Below are 19,092 nucleotides of genomic sequence, written 5' to 3'. Positions count from 1 at the left end.
ATTAGGAACTCAGCCTGTGGCGCTCTTCGGCTTTTCATGATTTTTCCGAATAACTCTTAGCTGCCAAGGCTATTATTCGCGATTGATACGAACAGCCTGATCAATGCGTTATGAAACTATAGAGGGAATATGACCTTCAAACCATATTCCCTCTATTGGAATTCCAGATATCAGAAAGTGTAGGAAACACCAGCCTGCCAGATATCAAGATTTTTCAGGTCAAATTCAATACGATCATAATCGGTCACATCGTATTCACCTACCTTGCCAATATTATGCAGCATGTACTCGGCACTCATCCGCAGTGAGTCAGTAACGTTATAGCGAATCCCCGCACCAACATGAACGTAGCTTTTGCTAAATTTTTTCGACCCGCTGTAACTGCCTCCTGCATAGAACTCATTCACTGTATATGACCAATCTAACTGGCCGAAACTGTAGCCACCCAGCAAGTACATACAAGCTCGATCACAGTGTCTGGATAACTCTAAAACACCCGTGATCGAGAATATATCCAAATCATATTTTTGGTTAAAGTTGTACCGCTCTACAACTGTAGCCACTTCATTGATTGTATCGATTTCAAATGTATCGACATAATCTGGCTGTTCTGAACTCGTAGTGCCATAGCTAATACGAAGTTCGAGGGGGTAGTTATTAAAGTCTGCCCCCACGGCTATGCTGCTCCATAGCTCACTTCCAGAATTAGAAAGCTCATAATAACTAAAATCGTAAAGCCGACCTTCTTCGGTTATTGCGGTTGCCCTGTAATCCTGATTCACCTCTAGCTTATTGTATCCCGCATTCAAGGAAACAAACGGATGGAAACTTAAAGAACTATCTTGGTTGCCATAATCGGCAGCTGTAGCCTGTGCAGAAATAAGACACACACCAAGAATAGCGGCAATATGGAAACGCATAATATCCTCCTTGTGATTACTACGCATTTTGGGGATGAACCCAAAGTAAAAAAGCGAGTTATTGCAAGGCGGTAAGACCGATATAGCAAAACAGCGCCGTAAACTATGTAGGTGAGCAATTCGCCCTCTTCTATGTAGTCCCAAAAATTACTACAGCCTTAAAAGCGAGCTCTTGCTTCACAACCCACGTATGAATGCCCCAACATTCGGCGCCAACGATACGCAAAAATTGATTCTGTGACAACATTCACACTTTCGTACCAATTAGATGCTCAACTCACGCCCAAGAAAATAGAAAAAATAGTACTTGTGTGCTAACAAGGTTATGACCTGAAAAGGATCTAATGAGTGAAGCAAAACTAGCACGCGACTTAACATCTTTAACAATAAGCGACCTATAAATTAATCACCTAGCCCAACAGCTTTCATTCTTAACTGTTAATTGCAGGTTTATCAGACTACTAAAAACCTTAGGTATCGCACTATGCTACCCCTCCACAACACACGGATTCTCTCATTTGAAACTTGGGGCGCCGGGTCATTTCATGGCACCTTACTGGGCATGCTGGGCGCTGAAGTTATCAATATTGAGGACCCCAAGCAAAATGGAAATCCTTTAAGGAGGATGGGCTCTCTTTATTTAGATGAAAACCATGAAGACAACGAATGCGGAGAATCAACTCTTCACAATAAAAAAAGCCTGGCACTAGATATCAGAACACCAGCGGGCAGAAAAATTTTCCTGTCGTTAGTCGAGGAGTCACACGCTGTTATCGACAACTTTCGAGGCTCTTTACCCGAAGAGTTAGGCGTTACCTATGCTGACCTCAAAGTGGCGAACCCCAAAATAGTTTGTACCCATCTATCAGGGTACGGCAGAGACAACAATAGAAAACACTGGCCAGGATATGATTTCCTTATGCAGGCAGAAACTGGTTGGATGTCAGTGACTGGAGAACCAGGATCTATCCCAACCAAAGTTGGCGTGTCAGTAGTGGATCTCTTGGGGAGTGTCTATTCAGCCCTCTGTACCGTTTCAGGGTTACTGCGGACCGAAGTCACAGGAAAAGGCGGTGATTTTGACACTAACTTATTCGATATTGCGCTAAATTGCCTCTGCTACCAAGGGTTATGGTTTCTCAACGAGGGGATAGTCCCAGGGAAGCAACCTCGCTCAGCCCACGCATCCCAAGCACCTTGCCAATTAGTAAAGACAGCAGATGGTTGGTTTTATGTTGCCTGCTTAACCCAGAAATTCTGGGAAATGCTTTGTCACGAACTAGGCTCCGATTTATTACAAACTGATGCCCGCTTTTTGACCAATGAAAGCAGGATGCAAAACAGAGAGCTGCTGACAGAAGCTCTGGACCAGCACTTCCAGAAGAGAACAACAAAAGAATGGTGCGCTCAAATGGAGGGTAAAATCCCCTGTGCCCCGGTCTATGATATCGCCGAGGCGCTTAACAACCCCTATGTCCAAGATAACGACAAGACTGTATCAATTCCCTATGCACGCAGTACAAGCCGTGACTCAATACAATTTATAAACGCCCCCTTCTCTATTCCCGACACTCCTCCAGTGCCTTTCCAGCAAGCACCACTTTACGGAGAGAACACTCGAGAGATCCTTGGTGACTTGGGTATCCCACAAGATGAAGTGGAGTCCCTGGCAAAAGCTGGCGTGATCTATTGCTGCTGAAATGCATCGGTACTGATGAGGATAACTCCCAATTGGCCAGACCACTCTCTACCTAGGCGCCCTGTTACTACAATTTCCTCAGTTCCACCCGATACCTCACCACCCCAGGAAGACGGGATTGAACGGGAGCTACCTTAACGCTATGAACATCGGCCACCTGGATTGGAATGCCATTCTCGCCCACGCCCGCAGTCTTTCACTCTACGGCGGACCAGATATACCTGTTTCTGCCGTATGTCTCGATGACATCCCCGTTTGTGGCCCCGCTGAACTGAAACATATCAGCCAAAATGCCGCGCAGGAACACGGAGCCATTATCATGTCTAGCGGCGGCACAACTGGAAAGCCGAAGCTGGCCTATACACCTTATCACCAGGCAATTCAAAGATTGCTCAAGGAATGGCGCCCGCTCAGCTCTCAAAGTGTTCTTCTTAATCTCTTTAATCCTGGGCGGCTATGGGGTGCACACTACTTCATTCAAACACTGGCAGAGGCTTCCAAATGCACCATTGCACCTACAGGCCCCTTTATATCAGGTGAGCTGGAGAATTGGCTGGAACTTCTACATAACATCGATGTGGACTCACTTGCTGGCGCACCCACAGGACTGGCAGATTTTGCCGAAGGTATACTAGATTCAGGCAGCCAACTCCCAATAAAGACAATTATCTGGATGGGGGAACCTTGGACCAAAGCAAAGTTGAAGGTCATACGTAAGGCTTTCCCTGATGCTGGGCTGTGGTGCGACTATGGATCGGTAGAAACCAATAGCATTGCTGTCAATTCCCCTGAGTGTGATTTGAACATATATCACCTTTTAGCGGACCAATTGATCGAAACTGACGATCAAGGCGCCCTGCTTACCCGTGTAGGTACAGGGTGGACAGTACCGATAGTGCGTTACCGGTTAGGTGACCTAATCCAAAAAGCAACTTGTCCCTGTGGTCGCCCTAATGGCCTATCTATTCAGGGGAGAGCAGATGACAATGTCGGGTTATGCAGCGCCCTTCTGGACCTCAATAAGATCATAGAACTCACCTATGAATGTGAAGGCGTCGAAGAAGTTCAACTACTTCTCAGCGGCGACACACAAACAAAAAAGTCTGCCGATTCAATAGTCGTTCAGTTCACAGGCACGGCAAGTGCCAACAGCATCTGTGAGTATATTTTGAACAACATTCACAACCTCGCCTCTGTTGTCAGACAGTACCCTCAGTCCTTCACAGTACAAAAAGCCGAGCGACTTAAGCGTATCGAACGCACCAACAAAGTTCCCCGGGTTATTTGGAGAATGAGCGATGGGAAATAGCGGTAGAACTCAAAGCATAACTCCCCCTAGCGCATCCGACGGTCCTATGTGGGACCGTCTTATGGGAAACTATAATTTTGCCTGCCTGATGGTTTCTGCAAAGTTGGATATCACCGGGCTAATTGAACGCGGTTATGATTCCTGCGAAGCACTCAGTAAGGAATTGCAGCTCAGCAATAAAGGAATGGGCTTCTTTCTGCTGATTCTGAGTCATTTGGGGTATATCTGCTTCGACAAACAACAAGTGAAAAATACAGAGCTGGGAAAATGCTACCTCTCCAAAAGTAGTCACTACTATTGGGGGGAAGTCTTACTCGATCCTTTTCAAATCTATGACATCAATCACCTGGATAAAAAGATACTCACCAGCTTACAAAGAGAATATGAGCTGGAATGTAAAGGTCGCTCTGTAACCGACATGTGGCAAAAAAATGACATGGACAATGACTCGGCAGCAGCTTTTACTCATCTGATGCATTCGCAGGGGTTTGCCTCCGCAGTTGAGGCTGCTTCCTGCGGTATTTTTGAAAACGCTCAAACCTTACTCGATGCCGGTGGAGGCTCTGGAACCATTGCTCTCGCCTTCTGCGATACCTATCCTGAGCGCAATGCGCTGCTCTTCGACCTGCCGCCGGTTTGCGATATAGCAGCAATGTATATAAATAAGTTCAAGAAAAACCAGCAAATCCAGATAGTTAAGGGGGATTTCTTTAGAGACCCATGGCCTGAGGGGTTCGATGGCATTTGCTTTAGCAATGTGTTGCACGATTGGCAGCATGCTACATGCCAAATCTTAATCGACAGAGCCTTCGCACTTTTACCAAAAGGTGGGCAGGTATTTATCCACGATATGCTCTTCGATGATACTCGTTTAACGCCAAGCTTGTTCTGCTTTCATTTGTTTATGAACCACGGCTCCCAACTATACTCAGCCAAAGCGCTTTATCGGATGCTTGAGACAGCAGGATTTGTAAATCCTCAATCATACCAGGCACTCGGCTATTTCTCGGTATTATCAGCCAGAAAGCCCTAGCCCTACCCTTATTATCCTATTTTACTTATATGATATCTATCGCTACTTCCACGAGCAGTTCGTTTTTTGATTACCCTTTCGTCACCGACTGACTATTAGGGTATTAGCTAGAAAGTGTTTAACCTTTAAATAATAGTAAATAGTTTTTGGTTTAAGCATTATAAAACTATAACTTTGTGAGGTGCTTCTCGTTAATACATTTAAAGTAGCTAACAGGTTATATCTTTTCGATATCATTGCTTTCGCACTCTATTGCCCTTCAGGGGTTTATACTTGAAACATTTGAAGATTATTGAAGTTCCTGATATCCGACCTCACAAGGGAGACGGGTAGAAATAAACTTCATACGTTTAGAGACGCAAGTATTGCTGCATGCGATTACTTTTATCTCGGCAGTCGTAATAGAGAGCGCAATTAAATCTGTTTAAAAAATAACAAACTCAGGCGAACAGTAGGAATAATAATGAAAAAAAACTATTCATGGTCACTCTCGAAAGGGCTAAAGAAGATTTGTATCGCTTTATTTAGTTATATAACGTTGATGAGTACGCCTCTATTTGCAGAGACCGATCCTTATTCAATGTTGGTTCAATTCAACCTCTATTACGATTACGAGACAGAACAAGGTACCAATGACCACGCAAAATATGCACTCGAGCTACAACGGCGCATGACTTACTCAACACCAATTCGCTATACACAAGTCCTTGCAACACACAACAGTTATAACTCTGATGCCTATGGTGCTATCTGGGTAGGCTCTGAACAATCTGCCAGGGTTAAAGACCAAATTGATATTGGTGCTGAAATTATTGAGCTGGACCTGCATCAGTTCAGTGGTGAACAATATTTTTGTCATGGCTCATTCTACTGTAATTTCTGGCTTGATCCTCAACGCGTTCCTATCTCTACTGTATTGGGAGATTTGAGGGATTGGGCTTACAAGCAGGATCAATATGGCACTAACCGTACAGTAATCGTACATATCGAAAATGCGGTATCGTCCGGTGCCCAGGTAACTTTTAAAAACCATCTTATAGATCAGATAGGCCTGGAATACATTTACACACCCCAAGACTATAGAGAGGACTTTCCCAATGGGGTTGAAGTCACGAGCTATAAACGAACCTCACTTCCCTCTCAAGAGTTATCACGGGAGACAGTCCGTAAACATGATGGTGTAAATGGGAAAAAGAGATTCGTATTTTTTTGGACAAAAAATGACAGCAATATTGGGGATGATAATGAGTCATTCGATGTAATATTCGATGGATGGGGTGGACTGGACAGGCACTGGAAGAGTGGCGATGACGATTCCCTGGACAACTGGGATGACGGTATCAACACCGTAGAACACTATGATGTCAGTGCTACAGACAGCAGATTTCAAAATAAAGGACTATGGTCTTGGGGAGAGGGAGAACCCAATGATCATGGTAACGGAGAGGACTGCGCTGTTATCAGAAGCGACGGGCGCTTTAACGACCGTCAATGTGATCGCTCTTATTCATTTGCTTGTAAAAGGCGGTTAAATGGAGAACTGCATGTAAACGACTTAAAAGATGATGGCGCTATCGATTACCCTGTTATGTGGTCACTGACTACGAGGAAGTCTACCTGGTCGAATGGAGAGAGTGAATGTCAGGCACTGGGTACTCAATGGCACTTCGATGTGCCTCGCAATATGATGGAAGCACTCGCATTGAAAAGTAAGCTGGCAGCTGCCAGTGAGACAGCAGCCTGGATTGCTTATACTGACCAGGATAGTGAAGGTACAATTGAAGGTGACTTTATAATAACAACTGTAGATTACTAAAAAGATATTATAGGGTTCTTTGTCTTAAGGTAATTAGAGATCTACTAACTTTCAACTTGATCTGACAGTTACCCGCTTCTTAAAAGAAGCCCTGTCAGATCAAGTTCAATCATGCCTATTTTTAATATGATAACATCTTATCTTTACGGCCAATCATCCTATAAAAATATTTAAAAGACCTCACAATAAAAAATCTGTGGTACAGGTAACGAGCTACCGATGACTCCTATTCTCAAGGTTAACAGCAGCCCGCCTAATTTTAGCTATGAACTCTATAAGCGCTGTTCGGTCGCCGGTACGCCCCTTTCCTTTATCATCGGTGCAAACCTGAAATATGTTAAAGTTCGCCAAAACCACTCTAGCGGCCCCATACGAAATGCTTTAAGCCAAAGATCCGAATAGGCCAGCTGAAACAGGCACAGCAGCACACAGACCCCAAGTACTTCTATACGTGTCAGCTCACCATATAAACCCAATCCAAAGCCATAAAAAATATAAATGCAAATAAATGATTGAGCCAAGTAATTGGTAAATGCCATCCGCCCAACACTTTGGATCTTGCCTTTGATCCATAGGTGTTTACCTAATTTGAACCAAAGGCAGATCAAGCCGATATAACCGATACTGGTAAATGTGGACCCTACCAAATTAAAAATGGCACCATAGGTGAAATAATCATCCATACTCCAGTCATGACTATAGTTCCAAATAAGCCCTATACCGGTCAATGTCACACCAATAGCCACCCCAGCAATAGCTAGTTTTTTGTAGGCAGACGAACTGGCTTTGCCACGTAGGATATCCAACTTAAACAGGCCCATTCCCAGCAACATCATAGCGGCAGCTTTTAAAACAATGGAGAGACTAAAGTAGGAAATAACGATTGCTGATTCCGGACTAGAAGCTAAATTACCAGCAACTAATCGACTCCCGACCAGATCCCAGAACCCTCCTCGATATATTTCTATATCTTGCTGGATCTGCGCTGTATCAGGGGCAAAAATGGCTGCCGTTGCATATCGAGCTTCTCCTGTTAGGGGTTGTATAAAAGCTCCTGCCAGATATGAGCTATATGCTGACAAGGCAAGGATAATCACCCCCAATGCAATCAGCCAGCTTCCGCGAAACTTGCGGAACAAATAGGCAAACATGGCTATAAATGCATAGATCATCAGGATGTCGCCTTCCCAAATGAAGATGCCATGACAAAGGCCTATCAATAACAGCCAAAAATTTCGACTGTAATGAATTTTTGCAGCAGACTTATTCTGCTGCTCGCGTTTCTCAGCTAATAGTATGATCCCCGCGCCGAATAGCATGGCAAAAAGCCCCATGAACTTTTGATCAGCAAACAAATGGAAAAAGCTAAAGAGAAACTCATTCAAAGGGCCATTTGGCAAATAGGCCTTCGGATTCAAATAAGCCGCCATAGGCATAGAGAAATTTATCATATTCATTAAAGGAAGCCCCAACAAAGCGACTCCCCTTAACAAATCCAGCTGTGATATTCGATCCTGCATATAAGTCCTTTTAAAACTAAAATACGTTGCAGATGTAAAGAGGTGGAGATTACAGGAAAAGAGGAAGAAATCGCTATATTTTTTCTGATCGCAGGTACCAACTAGGACCTTTCTAAGGAAGCTTTGATAAATGGACTTCTAGCCACCCCCATGGGATGAGAGCATGCATTTGAGAAAAAACTTCTCGCAGCGAGTTCCATGGCGCTTCAGATTATATGCTGCTTCGTCAAAGGTGGCTAGGTACAAGATCTTGACGAATAGCGGAATACTACCAAGTTGGCTCGAAATTAATCAGAAGTTCCCTAACTAAGCTAAATATCAATTAACGTATTACTATCTAGCATCGCCTTCGCCTGCTGAAATGCAGTTTCGGGTACATAAGGATGGGAGAAAATCCAAAACTGCCCGCTTTCTATACCACTAGTAATGATATCAGCAGCTTTTTCTGGCTTCATACCTTCAGAAACCACCTTGACAACTTTGGCTTTAACTTTTTTCTCGACTTCAGACTCAGGGTGAATTACCGCTACACTTGCAGGCCTATTACGTGAAGAGTCGAGAATATTAGTTTTTATAGCACCAGGACAAAATACAGAAGTTTTTATAGGCGAGTTAGCCAAACGAAGATCCCGCTCTAAACTTTGCATTAAACCTACAACACCAAATTTTGAAACATTGTAGGCCCCTAAGTACCCTATACCATATAGGCCGGATTCCGATGCTACAGACAATATATGGCCCTCGTCATTCTGTTCGATATGAGGGAGAAATACATGAATACCGTTAATAGGCCCCCACAAATTCACCGATAAAATCCACTCCCACTCATCCATAGAGGTTTCTGCTATAGCCCCCAAAGGACCTATTCCGGCCACATTACAGAGCAAGTGTACCTTATCAAAGTGCTTTAAAGTTCTATCGGCGATGTTTTGCACATCCCCAAGTTTAGATACATCTGCTTGTACGCATATACACTCAGCACCTTTTCGTGCTATCAACTTGGCTGTTGATTCGAGATGACTTAGGGTATATCCGGCTAATACCAACTTCATTCCTTTTTCGGCTAAACGTATTGCTAAAGCCCGCCCTAGTCCACTGCCCGCTCCTGTAACAACAGCAACTTTATCAGAAAAATCCATAACTTTCCTTTTTACAATATATTCAACATGACTAGGAACTTTAGATTCAACAAATCCTTAAATAGTTGATATATAGCTATTCACAGCAATAAAAATTGAATAAATTGAACCTCTACCAATAATCTGAATAACTGCCAGGAATCTTATCCTTTAGCCCTTCAGTTAAAGTCTGTTGTGGCCATTTAAGCCACTTAAACTTTAATTAAGCTATAGATTAACAACCTAATGAACCGGGTATTGTATTTCTTTGGCAATCACCCACATTTTATAATCTGCAGGCATTTCAGATAAGTAATCGAGAGTTCGATAAATAAGATGTTTCTCCATTTCATCGACTCCAGAAGACTTGCTCCAGCCTTCTGCTGCTAACCGGTACATAAAAGTAACCAAAAGGAATTTCTGCTTGCTTGATAACCCATTTCCATGACCATTGATCATCATATGCATAGAAACAAGGTCATAATCCAAGTCAAAAATTGACTCATCAACCTGGACGGATATCTGGGCCGAACGACCCGATACAGAGTTCCCCCGCGCAATCACCTGCATTTCATCAAGAAAGAAGGAGACATGAGCACTATTAGCGGCAGAGCTGTTTTGATAGCGCCCTCTAAGTGCCAAGTCCCTTATCTGACGATTTGAAATTTCACCCTTTAGCCAGAGTTCTGTCATCTGGGTAAACGGGTCGTAGTCCTCGCTCTGGACTATGTACTCATCTGCAAAGGGGGATAAGGAATAGAAAAGCGCGACAAGCCAAAAACAGATCCTTGTTACAGTCATTACAACTACCACTCGAAGTGAAGACCATGCCACGCGGTCGATTATGACGGGAAATCTATTAAATTAAGTATAATCAAGAATTATTGTAGGAACATTGATCGGGAGGACACTTGCACTCATTTACGGGCGAATCAACCGGGGGCTTAAATTCCACATTGATCTTAGCTTTTTTAGCCAGCCTTTTCTCTTGAAGCCTTTCCAAAGCCTCCTTCGTCATTGCGTTTATCTCCCCAGAAAGAAATTTATCAACAAACATTTCGGCTTCTTGATCCAGACTGTAACTACTACGTCCCATTCCCTCTCGTGAGTTATATTTCGATAAGCTATAGGTCAGTAATATCTCTTGAGCTTCACTATCAAACTTACTGAATAGATCTATGATCCAATTAGTTTCCAAGAGGTGTTCAAGAGCTTCAAGATTACCTTGAAGCTCTAAATAGATAGCGGCAAAGTCCTCACCTCCTTGAAGGATCCGGCCTATGTAACCAGCTTCCTCTTTGTGGAAATAATCTAATCTTGCCTGGATGTTTATTTCTTTGATGTCATTGGCGATAACATAGCGACCCAACTTTTCCACTTCAGCCACAGTCATACCAAGCTCATAAAGCTCCTCCTGATTCGTCTTTAACATATACCAAGAAGAGAGTACCCCTAGCAGTCTAAATGACGTCAGCCACGCTCGTTGCTTTCCTAAATCAATCTCGTACCACGCGGACTTTCTCTCAAGCCCATACTTACTGAGGTATGACAAGTCCTCCCCTCTATTAGCAGCTTCCCTAACAGCCCTCATTCTTTGCCAGGCAGCCCAGTTCCGCTCCCTACTCAGCACCCATTCACTGTTAATCTCTTCATTATGTTTATAGGTAGTCGCAAATAACTCCTCGAGAGATGTGCGTTTAGAATCTGCAAAAGAAGGTGCCGCCAATAAGAAGATCAGAAGGAGGCAAACCGGGGGAGTTAATTTCATAGAGACACCTTGTGGTGCTGTTGTAGTCGCATTTATCGAAGGGAATCTACTAACTATCGTCAAGAAATCTCTGCCGAAGGGTTAACCTGTGCCGTAATTACCCCTAGTAGAAGAAAGAAAAACTTGGAAATACCTCTTGGTCACATAGCGAAAGCAACCTTTGTCGAGCAACCGGCCTCTGGTGTATGATTTATCAGTAATGAAGAACTATTCGTCCACATTTCGCGCCAAGCTGATAGCCATGGCGGCCCTGCTCCTGCTGATGTTGCAGGTACAGACCGTGCTCGCCTGCGAAATGATGGAGGACCCCAAGCCATCAGCGGAATGTTGCTGCGATGATATGGCCAAGGGGTCAGACTCAGGTGATGACTGTTGTGGCTATGACGCCCAAGTCTCCCTGAAGACTTCGCTGGACGACCACCAAGTTGCCGTCACCGCCGCATACTTGAATCTGGAACTTCCCCAGTTGGCGCCACCGCCAACTTACCAGTGGCCCCAAATTCTGGCTCCGCCATTCGGTACGCCTGAATTATCTCCTACTGCGACAGAATCCCACCCCGGCAACCGAACCTGGCTTGCCACTTTGCGCCTGCGTATTTGATCACTCCCTTTCTCTCTGACTAGCGAAATATGCCCCCAGCCCATGCTGGCGGCTTCAGAAAGATTGTTCTAGGAGTGAACCTTTTGATTTCCCAACAAGCTATAGCGGCCATTGGTGGCCTGCTCGTTGACCCGTTTATTGATAATGTGCTTTGCGCGCAGATGCCCCTTTCCTTCACTCAGGAGGGTGCCCTATGAGCCAGCAAAAAACATTGAGCTTAATCGCCCTTACCCTGATGTTAGCGGCTACCGGCGCGGCCTTTTATTGGAAGAAAATTTCTGCACAAGCCGAAGCTCCAAATGCCGATTTTGTGCAAGCTGGCCCCTTCCAGATCGCCGTGTCTGTCGATCCGCTGCAACCCCAAGCGGGTAAAAACCAAATTCGAATTGAAGTTCGCAATGCTGACAATGAGCCGGTATCTGGAGCCGAAGTTCGCGCGGTAGCCGAGATGCCTGCCATGGGCGCCATGCCAGCTATGCGTGCCGTCGCCGATATCAGCGAATCCAGCCCCGGTATCTTCACCGGTGAAATTGAACTGGCCATGGTGGGCTCCTGGCCCATGGTGGTAGATGTAGCGACAGGCCACGATAAGCATGTCGATCTTGCCTTTGATATGAGCACCAATCGCAAAGGCCTGCGCCTAAAGTCTGCGCCTGAGGCCTCAGATACCGCCTATTACACCTGCTCGATGCACCCATCGGTGAGAGCTGCCGAAGCCGGTAGCTGCCCTATTTGCGGTATGAACCTGCAGCCTGTGAGCCACGATGAACTGCAAAGTGGCAGCATTGTGGTGGATAGCGGCCGACGCCAGGCCATTGGTATCAAAACCGGTATCGTCGAGCGACAGCCATTCGCTTTGCCCATTCACCTACACGGCCAGGTTACCTATGACGAAACCCGCTTGCGGGATATCAGCCTACGCTTCGACGGCTGGATTGGTGAGTTAGATGCAGATTTTGAAGGCAAGCAGGTTAAACGCGGCGAAGTACTGTTTTCTGTTTACAGCCCGGAGTTGCTCGCAGTCCAAGACGAGTATCTAAAAGCCCGCCGACGTGGCGACGCCCTGGAGAAAGCAGCACGAAGGCGTCTACTGTTGTGGGGTCTCTCTGAAGAGCAAATCGACTGGCTGGTTGAGCAACAAAAAGCGCAGGACTATATCCCGATTTTTGCACCCGCCAGTGGTGTGATTATTGAGAAGAATATTGTCGCGGGCTCTGCGTTTGAAAAGGGCGACAACCTGCTGCGCATAGCCGATCTCAGCCAAGTTTGGATTGAAGCCCACGCCTACGAAGATCAGTTGCCACTGATAGAAAAAGGCATGCCGGCCAAGGTGCGTTTAACCAACGTCTACCACGAGGAAATCCCAGCCACCCTCACCCAGATTGATCCCTTCCTTAATCACAATAACCGCAGTGCACGGCTGCGTGTGACCCTGCCCAATACCGATGGTGAACTGCGCCCGGGACTGTTTGCGGACATCATGTTGACTGCCGAACTGGGAAATCTCCTGGTGGTACCCAGGGATTCAGTATTGATCTCCGGCAAGAAACGCATTGTTTTCCGCGACTTGGGCCAGGGTCGTCTGGAGCCGGTGCAGGTACGCACCGGTTATGGCGACAGCGACAGGATTGTTATCCGTTCTGGCCTCCAGGCAGGAGATAAAATTGTCACCTCGGGTGTATTCCTGATCGCGGCGGAAAGCCGCCTGAAGTCGGGGGTACAGCAGTGGTAAATTCCGAACCCAAAGGGCTGATTGCCCGAATTATAGGGGCCTGCGCCGGTAAGCCGGGGATCACTTTGATTCTTGTAGCGATCGCAGCCCTGGCGGGATACCGGGCGCTAACCAGTGTCCCCCTGGATGCTATTCCGGACCTGTCCGACGCCCAGGTGATTGTGATGACAGACTGGCCGGGGCGCAGCCCTGACCTGGTCGAGGATCAAATCACCTACCCGCTTTCCACCGCAATGTTAGGGCTGCCCAAAGTCAAATATGTGCGGGGCCAGAGCTTTTTTGGTCTTAGCTTTGTCTACGCCATCTTTGAAGACGGCACTGATATTTACTGGGCCCGCTCACGGGTTCTGGAGTACCTCAACCAGGTAGCCGACCAGCTCCCAGAAGGTGTTCAGCCAAAGCTTGGCCCAGATGCCACTGGAGTGGGCTGGGTGTTCCAGTACGCGCTGGTTGATCGAAGCGGTAACAACGACCTGCAAGAACTGCGTGCGCTGCAGGATTTCAAGTTGCGCTATTGGCTCACTTCTGTCGAGGGCGTGGCCGAAGTGGCTTCCATTGGCGGCTACGAAAAGGAGTACCAGGTCCAAATCGACCCCCATCGTTTGCAGATGTTTAAGGTTCCGCTCGGCAAAGTGGTCGAGGCCATTCGCCGCAGTAACAACGACACCGGAGGACGAGTACTGGAGATCGCAGGCCACGAACATATGGTGCGTGGCCGGGGCTATATCCGCAGCGTTGACGATCTCGAAGAGGTGGTGATCGGGGTCAATGCGGCGAAGATTCCAGTGACTTTGGATCAGGTAGCGGATATTACCCTGGGGCCTGCAATGCAGCGCGGTATTGCCGAGCTGGATGGCGAGGGCCAGACCGTAGGTGGCATCGTAGTAATGCGCTACGGTGGAAATGCCCTCAAGGTTATTGAGAGAGTTAAAGAGCGTATCGAGCAAATCCGTGCAGGCTTACCGGAAGGCGTTGAGCTGGTAGTAACTTATGATCGCTCACAATTAATTAATAGCGCGATCGACAATCTCAAAAATACTCTGATTGAAGAGATGCTGGTGGTCGCCGCTGTGATCGCTATTTTCCTACTCCACGCCCGCTCAGCGTTGGTAGCTGTAATCACTCTGCCGATTGCAGTTTTACTGGCCTTTATTCCACTGTCCCTACAAGGGCTTACCGCCAACATTATGTCACTGGGAGGTATTGCCGTAGCCATCGGTGCCATGGTGGATGCGGCAGTGGTAATGGTGGATAACATCCACAAAAAGCTGACAATCAATGGCGATAAGGAATTGTCTCCGGGTGAGAAAAGAACGCTAATCGTTCGGGCAATGCAGGAAGTCGGACCGAGTATTTTCTTCTCCCTGATTATTATCACGGTTTCATTCCTGCCGGTATTCGCGCTCGAAGCTACCGAGGGCCGCCTATTCAAACCCCTCGCCTACACCAAAACCTACAGCATGGCTTTCGCCGCCCTATTGGCTATCACCTTGATTCCAGCGCTCGCGGTACTGCTAATGCGCGGCAAAATTCGCAACAGGGAAAACCCGATTTCCCGCGTTTTAGTCCATACACTACTGCCAGTGATCCACTTCTGCGTGCGGCAACGCAAAGTTGTAGCCACTCTCGCGATATTAGCTCTGGTTTCTGTGGCCTACCCCATTAGCAAGCTAGGTGGTGAATTTATGCCGCCGCTCAATGAGGGCAGCATCCTGTATATGCCTACCGCCCTACCCGGCATGTCGGTTACCGAAGCGGGCAAGGTGCTGCAACAAATGGACGAGGAACTGAAAGCCTTCCCAGAAGTTGAGCATGTCTTTGGCAAGATTGGCCGCTCCAATAGCGCCACCGATCCTGCACCGCTCTCAATGGTAGAAACCGTAATCACCCTGAAACCCAAAAGTGAGTGGCGCCCCGGCATGACTTGGGACGACCTGCTGGCGGAAATGGATGAAAAGCTGCGCTATCCGGGCATGCCCAATATCTGGTGGATGCCCATCCAAACCCGCACTGAGATGCTCGCCACCGGCATTCGCAGCCAGCTCGGCATCAAAGTGTTTGGAGATAACCTGGAGGAGATCGAACAGACCGCTTTGGCCATCGAAGAAGCACTGCGCAGTGACCAGCGCACTTCGGAACAAACCCGAAGTGTCTTCGCCGAACGCCTGACCGGGGGTTACTTCCTGGACTTTGATATCGATCGCGCACGGGCTTCCCGCCACGGCTTGAATGTTCAGGATATCGAAGATGTGATCGCCGCAGCGGCTGGTGGCCTGGCCGCAACCCAGACCATCGAAGGCCGCGAACGTTACGATGTGTTAGTGCGTTATGCCCGCGACTATCGGGATACTCCTGAACAGCTTGAACAAATCCTGGTCCCCGCCTCTGATGGTTCCCAAGTGCCCCTGAACCAGCTGGCTGATCTGGACTTCCGCACCGGCCCGCCCATGATCCGGAATGAGGATGGCCAATTGGTGGGCTTAGTATTTGTCGACTTGAAGGGCGATATCGGCGTTGCAGATTATGTTAATCGCGCAAAGCAGGTTGTTGCCGATCAGGTTAATCTGATTCCCGGGCAACGTATCGCCTGGGCCGGCCAATACCAGTACCTGGAGCGCGCCAAGTCCCGCCTGCAATGGTTAGTGCCCCTGACCTTGTTGGCTGTGTGCTTCCTGCTATATCTGCATAGAGGCAGGCTATCCGACACCCTGTTTGTACTCACCGCCATGCCTATGGCACTGATCGGCGCCTTCTGGCTGTTATACCTGCTCGACTACAAACTTAGCGTTGCTGTATGGGTCGGCATGATTGCCATGGCTGGTCTCGCCGCTGAGATGGGGTTATTGATGCTGCACTACTTATCTGCCGCCGGAAATAACGCGGAGCGCGGCAATACCGCGACTGTTGCCCAAGCGGCAGCTGGCCGTATTCGCCCGATGCTAATGACCAGCCTGACACTGCTAATTTCATTGATACCAGTCATGGTTTCCGATGGCACCGGCGCAGATGTTATGAAACGGATCGCAGCACCAATGGTGGGCGGCACCATAACCACACTGCTATTTGTGTTATTAGTGATGCCCGGGGTTTTCTATCAATGGAAAGCTCGTGAAGGTAAGCAAAACTGACTTAAATAAATTGGGGCACCGGGTTGACGCTACCCTGTGCCCCTGCACTCTTCGCACAAGAAGATAATCTGGATAGAAGAGACTTTGACGGGAACAAGGTGATTCATAGGTTTCTTCAGGGTTAACTGTTAAAATTCCATACAAATTTTGTATTGCACAAACTGCAAAATTGCAGCGATCACAAAGGCTAAGTAGGTGACGATCACTTTCCCTACTGCTTGTGTAATACGTGTATTTGACATTTAACGACTCCAGGATTCACCTTGACTGCACCTTTTTCCGATCTCCCCCTAAACCCCGCCCTGCTGAAAAACCTGGCGTCACTCAACTACAAATCCATGACCGAGGTTCAGGCCAAAACGCTTCCGATCATTCTTGACGGCAAGGACGTAATCGCCCAGGCAAAAACCGGTTCCGGTAAAACGGCCGCTTTCGGTTTGGGGGTGCTGCATCGGCTCAATGTCAGCCGCTTTCGGATTCAATCGCTGATTCTGTGCCCAACACGGGAATTGGCGGACCAGGTTGCGCAGGAACTGCGCCGACTGGCACGAGCAATTCACAACATAAAGATTCTGACTCTCTGCGGCGGCATGCCTTTCGGCCCGCAGATCGGCTCCCTGGCCCATGGTGCCCATATCATCGTTGGTACTCCAGGACGTATCGAAGAACACCTGCGCAAAGGAACACTCTCCTTAGAGCATGTCGATACGCTGGTCTTTGACGAAGCCGACCGAATGCTCGATATGGGATTTCAGGACGTTATCGATACCATTCTGGCGCAGGTGCCAACTGGGCGGCAGTCGTTACTATTCAGCGCTACCTACCCCGATGAAATTGAAAAGCTCAGCGCCCGAGTGATGCAGAAACCGGTGATGGTTAAAATTGATTCTGCCCATAGTGACGAGGTGATCGAACAACGCTTTTACAGGACTGAGAGTTTCGAGGATCGCCTGGAGATGACACGGCGTGTCCTGCTCAATGACAAACCCGTCAATACCCTGGTTTTCTGCAACACCAAACGCGAAACCGATGAAGTAGCCAATGATCTGAAACAGGCTGGCTTCAATGTCCTCGCCCTGCATGGTGATATGGAGCAGCGCCAGCGCAATGAAACCCTGATTCGATTTGCCAATGGCAGCGCTTCAATTCTGGTAGCTACTGATGTGGCTGCACGCGGCCTTGATATCGACAAGCTGGATGCCGTTATCAACTTTCATATCGCCAAAGACCCGGAAGTTCACACCCACCGCATCGGACGGACAGGCCGCGCCGGTGAGCGCGGTTGCGCTTACTCCTTTTTTGCCGAGAAAGAAGGCCACAAACTGGTTCGTATGGACCTAACCCAGGACCCACTATCCGATCCAGATACACCGCCACCCGCCAGCATATTAAGTGAACCCCCTTTCCAGGCACCGATGGCTACCCTGCAAATCGATGGCGGCAAGAAGCAAAAGGTCCGCCCCGGCGATATCCTGGGAGCCCTAACCGGAGGTGATCGCCCGATTGACGGTAAAGATGTTGGCAAGATCAACGTACTGGACATGACCGCCTATGTTGCGATTAAACGCAATGTAGCATCTCAAGCACTGAAGAAAATAGAAAACGGCAAGTTGAAAGGACGTAAATTTCGGGTGCGGCGTATCCGAGGGTAAGTCGAGTGAATATCCCCTGGCGACGCCGGGGGATTGCCCTTTTGCGCTCGCTTCTGGTTTATTGCTCTCCTAACCGTTATTTAGAAAGTTGGCAAAAATTATAGAAAAATCAGCTGGAAATCTAAGGGTTACAGAGTGATAAAAAAATGGGACAGTGGTCAAAGTGATCGTTCCCGCAGTTTGCACGGCCGTGACAACTAAGTTTCAACCAATAATTTTTAACAGTATTTTCGTTTTAGCAAAGAAATTGATTCTAAAATAGTAATCAGGATAATAGTGATCAGTATGATTACTATATAAGTAGTTATAACAAGAAACTACGGAGAGTATATTGAAAACCATCATATTTATTGGAGCCCTCGTACTGTTATTGACAGCTTGTATTTCTCAAACAGTATCAAGGGCCGTTAGCGTTTCCAAAGGCGACGAAGTTTGCATCATTGAAAACCCAAGTGTTCGAAGAGCATTTTTGGATGCCTATAAAGAGAGTGTGGAACAACTCGGTTACAAGGCTACTATTAAGAAACCCACAGGCCACGATTGTGATGTCACCTCAACATACACTGCAACTTATGGAATGCATTGGGGTGTATATCTTGCAACCGCAGATTTGAAAGTATTCAAAAATAACAAGCTTGTTGGTAGAGCCGAATATAGAGCTCCTAGAGCAGACCTTTCCAAACATGGCAGGGTTTCTGGGAAAATTGATAAATTGGTTAAAGAGCTTCTCCCTATCTAGAGGACGGTTATAACAAAACATAAACGGCGTGCTGGGTGGCCTGCACTACCGCCCACA

The 19,092-nt window shown here is 47.3% G+C and carries 14 protein-coding genes; 9 read left to right on the top strand and 5 right to left on the bottom strand.

Going from position 1 to position 19,092, the window contains the following annotated elements; translation table 11 throughout:
- Positions 1-170: 170 nt before the first annotated feature.
- Positions 171-920 carry an outer membrane protein gene (locus ACJJIL_RS09475; RefSeq protein ID WP_445361790.1) on the bottom strand — a complete coding sequence of 250 codons (750 nt, stop codon included), beginning with the start codon at positions 918-920 and terminating at the stop codon, positions 171-173.
- A 484-nt stretch (positions 921-1,404) separates the two neighbouring features.
- Here ACJJIL_RS09475 and ACJJIL_RS09470 point away from each other — a divergent pair, with 484 nt between their 5' ends.
- The 4 genes from ACJJIL_RS09470 to ACJJIL_RS09455 all read left to right on the top strand — a co-directional run bounded on the left by ACJJIL_RS09470 (position 1,405) and on the right by ACJJIL_RS09455 (position 6,777).
- Positions 1,405-2,619 (top strand): CaiB/BaiF CoA transferase family protein, encoded by a 1,215-nt coding sequence (locus ACJJIL_RS09470; protein ID WP_445361789.1) that lies wholly within the window; start codon positions 1,405-1,407, stop codon positions 2,617-2,619.
- A gap of 118 nt (positions 2,620-2,737) precedes the next feature.
- Positions 2,738-3,928 carry an AMP-binding protein gene (locus tag ACJJIL_RS09465; RefSeq protein WP_445361788.1) on the top strand — a complete coding sequence of 397 codons (1,191 nt, stop codon included), beginning with the start codon at positions 2,738-2,740 and terminating at the stop codon, positions 3,926-3,928.
- Positions 3,929-3,989: 61 nt separating this feature from the next.
- Positions 3,990-4,961 carry a methyltransferase gene (locus ACJJIL_RS09460; RefSeq protein ID WP_444897409.1) on the top strand — a complete coding sequence of 324 codons (972 nt, stop codon included), beginning with the start codon at positions 3,990-3,992 and terminating at the stop codon, positions 4,959-4,961.
- 463 nt (positions 4,962-5,424) lie between these two features.
- Complete coding sequence (locus ACJJIL_RS09455) at positions 5,425-6,777, top strand: lectin-like protein (RefSeq protein WP_445361787.1); 1,353 nt, start codon at positions 5,425-5,427, stop codon at positions 6,775-6,777.
- Positions 6,778-7,049: 272 nt separating this feature from the next.
- On the opposite strand, the gene ACJJIL_RS09450 is transcribed toward ACJJIL_RS09455, so the two are convergent.
- The 4 genes from ACJJIL_RS09450 to ACJJIL_RS09435 form a co-directional block, all read right to left on the bottom strand.
- Entirely contained in the window at positions 7,050-8,297 is a 1,248-nt protein-coding gene (locus ACJJIL_RS09450) for a DUF418 domain-containing protein (protein ID WP_445361786.1), read from the bottom strand.
- Between the two features lie 311 nt (positions 8,298-8,608).
- Positions 8,609-9,436, bottom strand: coding sequence for an SDR family NAD(P)-dependent oxidoreductase (locus ACJJIL_RS09445; protein ID WP_444933301.1), 828 nt, complete (start codon positions 9,434-9,436; stop codon positions 8,609-8,611).
- Between the two features lie 222 nt (positions 9,437-9,658).
- On the bottom strand, positions 9,659-10,216 hold the full coding sequence (locus ACJJIL_RS09440; protein ID WP_282932883.1) for a hypothetical protein: 558 nt from the start codon (positions 10,214-10,216) through the stop codon (positions 9,659-9,661).
- Positions 10,217-10,289: 73 nt separating this feature from the next.
- Positions 10,290-11,183, bottom strand: a complete 894-nt coding sequence (locus tag ACJJIL_RS09435) for a hypothetical protein (RefSeq protein ID WP_444908217.1) — start codon at positions 11,181-11,183, stop codon at positions 10,290-10,292.
- 199 nt (positions 11,184-11,382) lie between these two features.
- On the opposite strand from ACJJIL_RS09435, the gene ACJJIL_RS09430 reads away from it, so the two are divergent.
- The 5 genes from ACJJIL_RS09430 to ACJJIL_RS09410 all read left to right on the top strand — a co-directional run bounded on the left by ACJJIL_RS09430 (position 11,383) and on the right by ACJJIL_RS09410 (position 19,035).
- Positions 11,383-11,784: a hypothetical protein gene (locus ACJJIL_RS09430; RefSeq protein WP_444908216.1), complete on the top strand. Its 402-nt coding sequence runs from the start codon at positions 11,383-11,385 to the stop codon at positions 11,782-11,784.
- 193 nt (positions 11,785-11,977) lie between these two features.
- Positions 11,978-13,516 (top strand): efflux RND transporter periplasmic adaptor subunit, encoded by a 1,539-nt coding sequence (locus tag ACJJIL_RS09425; RefSeq protein ID WP_445361785.1) that lies wholly within the window; start codon positions 11,978-11,980, stop codon positions 13,514-13,516.
- Positions 13,510-16,644, top strand: a complete 3,135-nt coding sequence (locus ACJJIL_RS09420; RefSeq protein ID WP_445361784.1) for an efflux RND transporter permease subunit — start codon at positions 13,510-13,512, stop codon at positions 16,642-16,644. Before ACJJIL_RS09425 ends, ACJJIL_RS09420 begins: the two co-directional genes overlap by 7 nt.
- A gap of 263 nt (positions 16,645-16,907) precedes the next feature.
- Positions 16,908-18,296: an ATP-dependent RNA helicase DbpA gene (gene dbpA, locus ACJJIL_RS09415; protein WP_445361783.1), complete on the top strand. Its 1,389-nt coding sequence runs from the start codon at positions 16,908-16,910 to the stop codon at positions 18,294-18,296.
- A gap of 331 nt (positions 18,297-18,627) precedes the next feature.
- Positions 18,628-19,035 carry a hypothetical protein gene (locus ACJJIL_RS09410; RefSeq protein ID WP_445361782.1) on the top strand — a complete coding sequence of 136 codons (408 nt, stop codon included), beginning with the start codon at positions 18,628-18,630 and terminating at the stop codon, positions 19,033-19,035.
- Positions 19,036-19,092: the final 57 nt, after the last annotated feature.

This window comes from Microbulbifer maximicatervae (SeqCode), assembly GCF_052468095.1.
This window is presented reverse-complemented; position numbering and strand designations above follow the sequence as displayed.

What these genes read in the sequence shown, in the direction of transcription:
- ACJJIL_RS09450 (WP_445361786.1), bottom strand. Translation starts at nt 8,297, where the DNA reads ATGCAGGATCGAATATCACAGCTGGATTTGTTAAGGGGAGTCGCTTTG.
- ACJJIL_RS09425 (WP_445361785.1), top strand. Translation starts at nt 11,978, where the DNA reads ATGAGCCAGCAAAAAACATTGAGCTTAATCGCCCTTACCCTGATGTTA.
- ACJJIL_RS09455 (WP_445361787.1), top strand. Translation starts at nt 5,425, where the DNA reads ATGAAAAAAAACTATTCATGGTCACTCTCGAAAGGGCTAAAGAAGATT.
- ACJJIL_RS09460 (WP_444897409.1), top strand. Translation starts at nt 3,990, where the DNA reads ATGGGAAACTATAATTTTGCCTGCCTGATGGTTTCTGCAAAGTTGGAT.
- ACJJIL_RS09445 (WP_444933301.1), bottom strand. Translation starts at nt 9,436, where the DNA reads ATGGATTTTTCTGATAAAGTTGCTGTTGTTACAGGAGCGGGCAGTGGA.
- ACJJIL_RS09430 (WP_444908216.1), top strand. Translation starts at nt 11,383, where the DNA reads ATGAAGAACTATTCGTCCACATTTCGCGCCAAGCTGATAGCCATGGCG.
- ACJJIL_RS09435 (WP_444908217.1), bottom strand. Translation starts at nt 11,183, where the DNA reads ATGAAATTAACTCCCCCGGTTTGCCTCCTTCTGATCTTCTTATTGGCG.
- ACJJIL_RS09440 (WP_282932883.1), bottom strand. Translation starts at nt 10,216, where the DNA reads ATGACTGTAACAAGGATCTGTTTTTGGCTTGTCGCGCTTTTCTATTCC.
- ACJJIL_RS09475 (WP_445361790.1), bottom strand. Translation starts at nt 920, where the DNA reads ATGCGTTTCCATATTGCCGCTATTCTTGGTGTGTGTCTTATTTCTGCA.
- ACJJIL_RS09470 (WP_445361789.1), top strand. Translation starts at nt 1,405, where the DNA reads ATGCTACCCCTCCACAACACACGGATTCTCTCATTTGAAACTTGGGGC.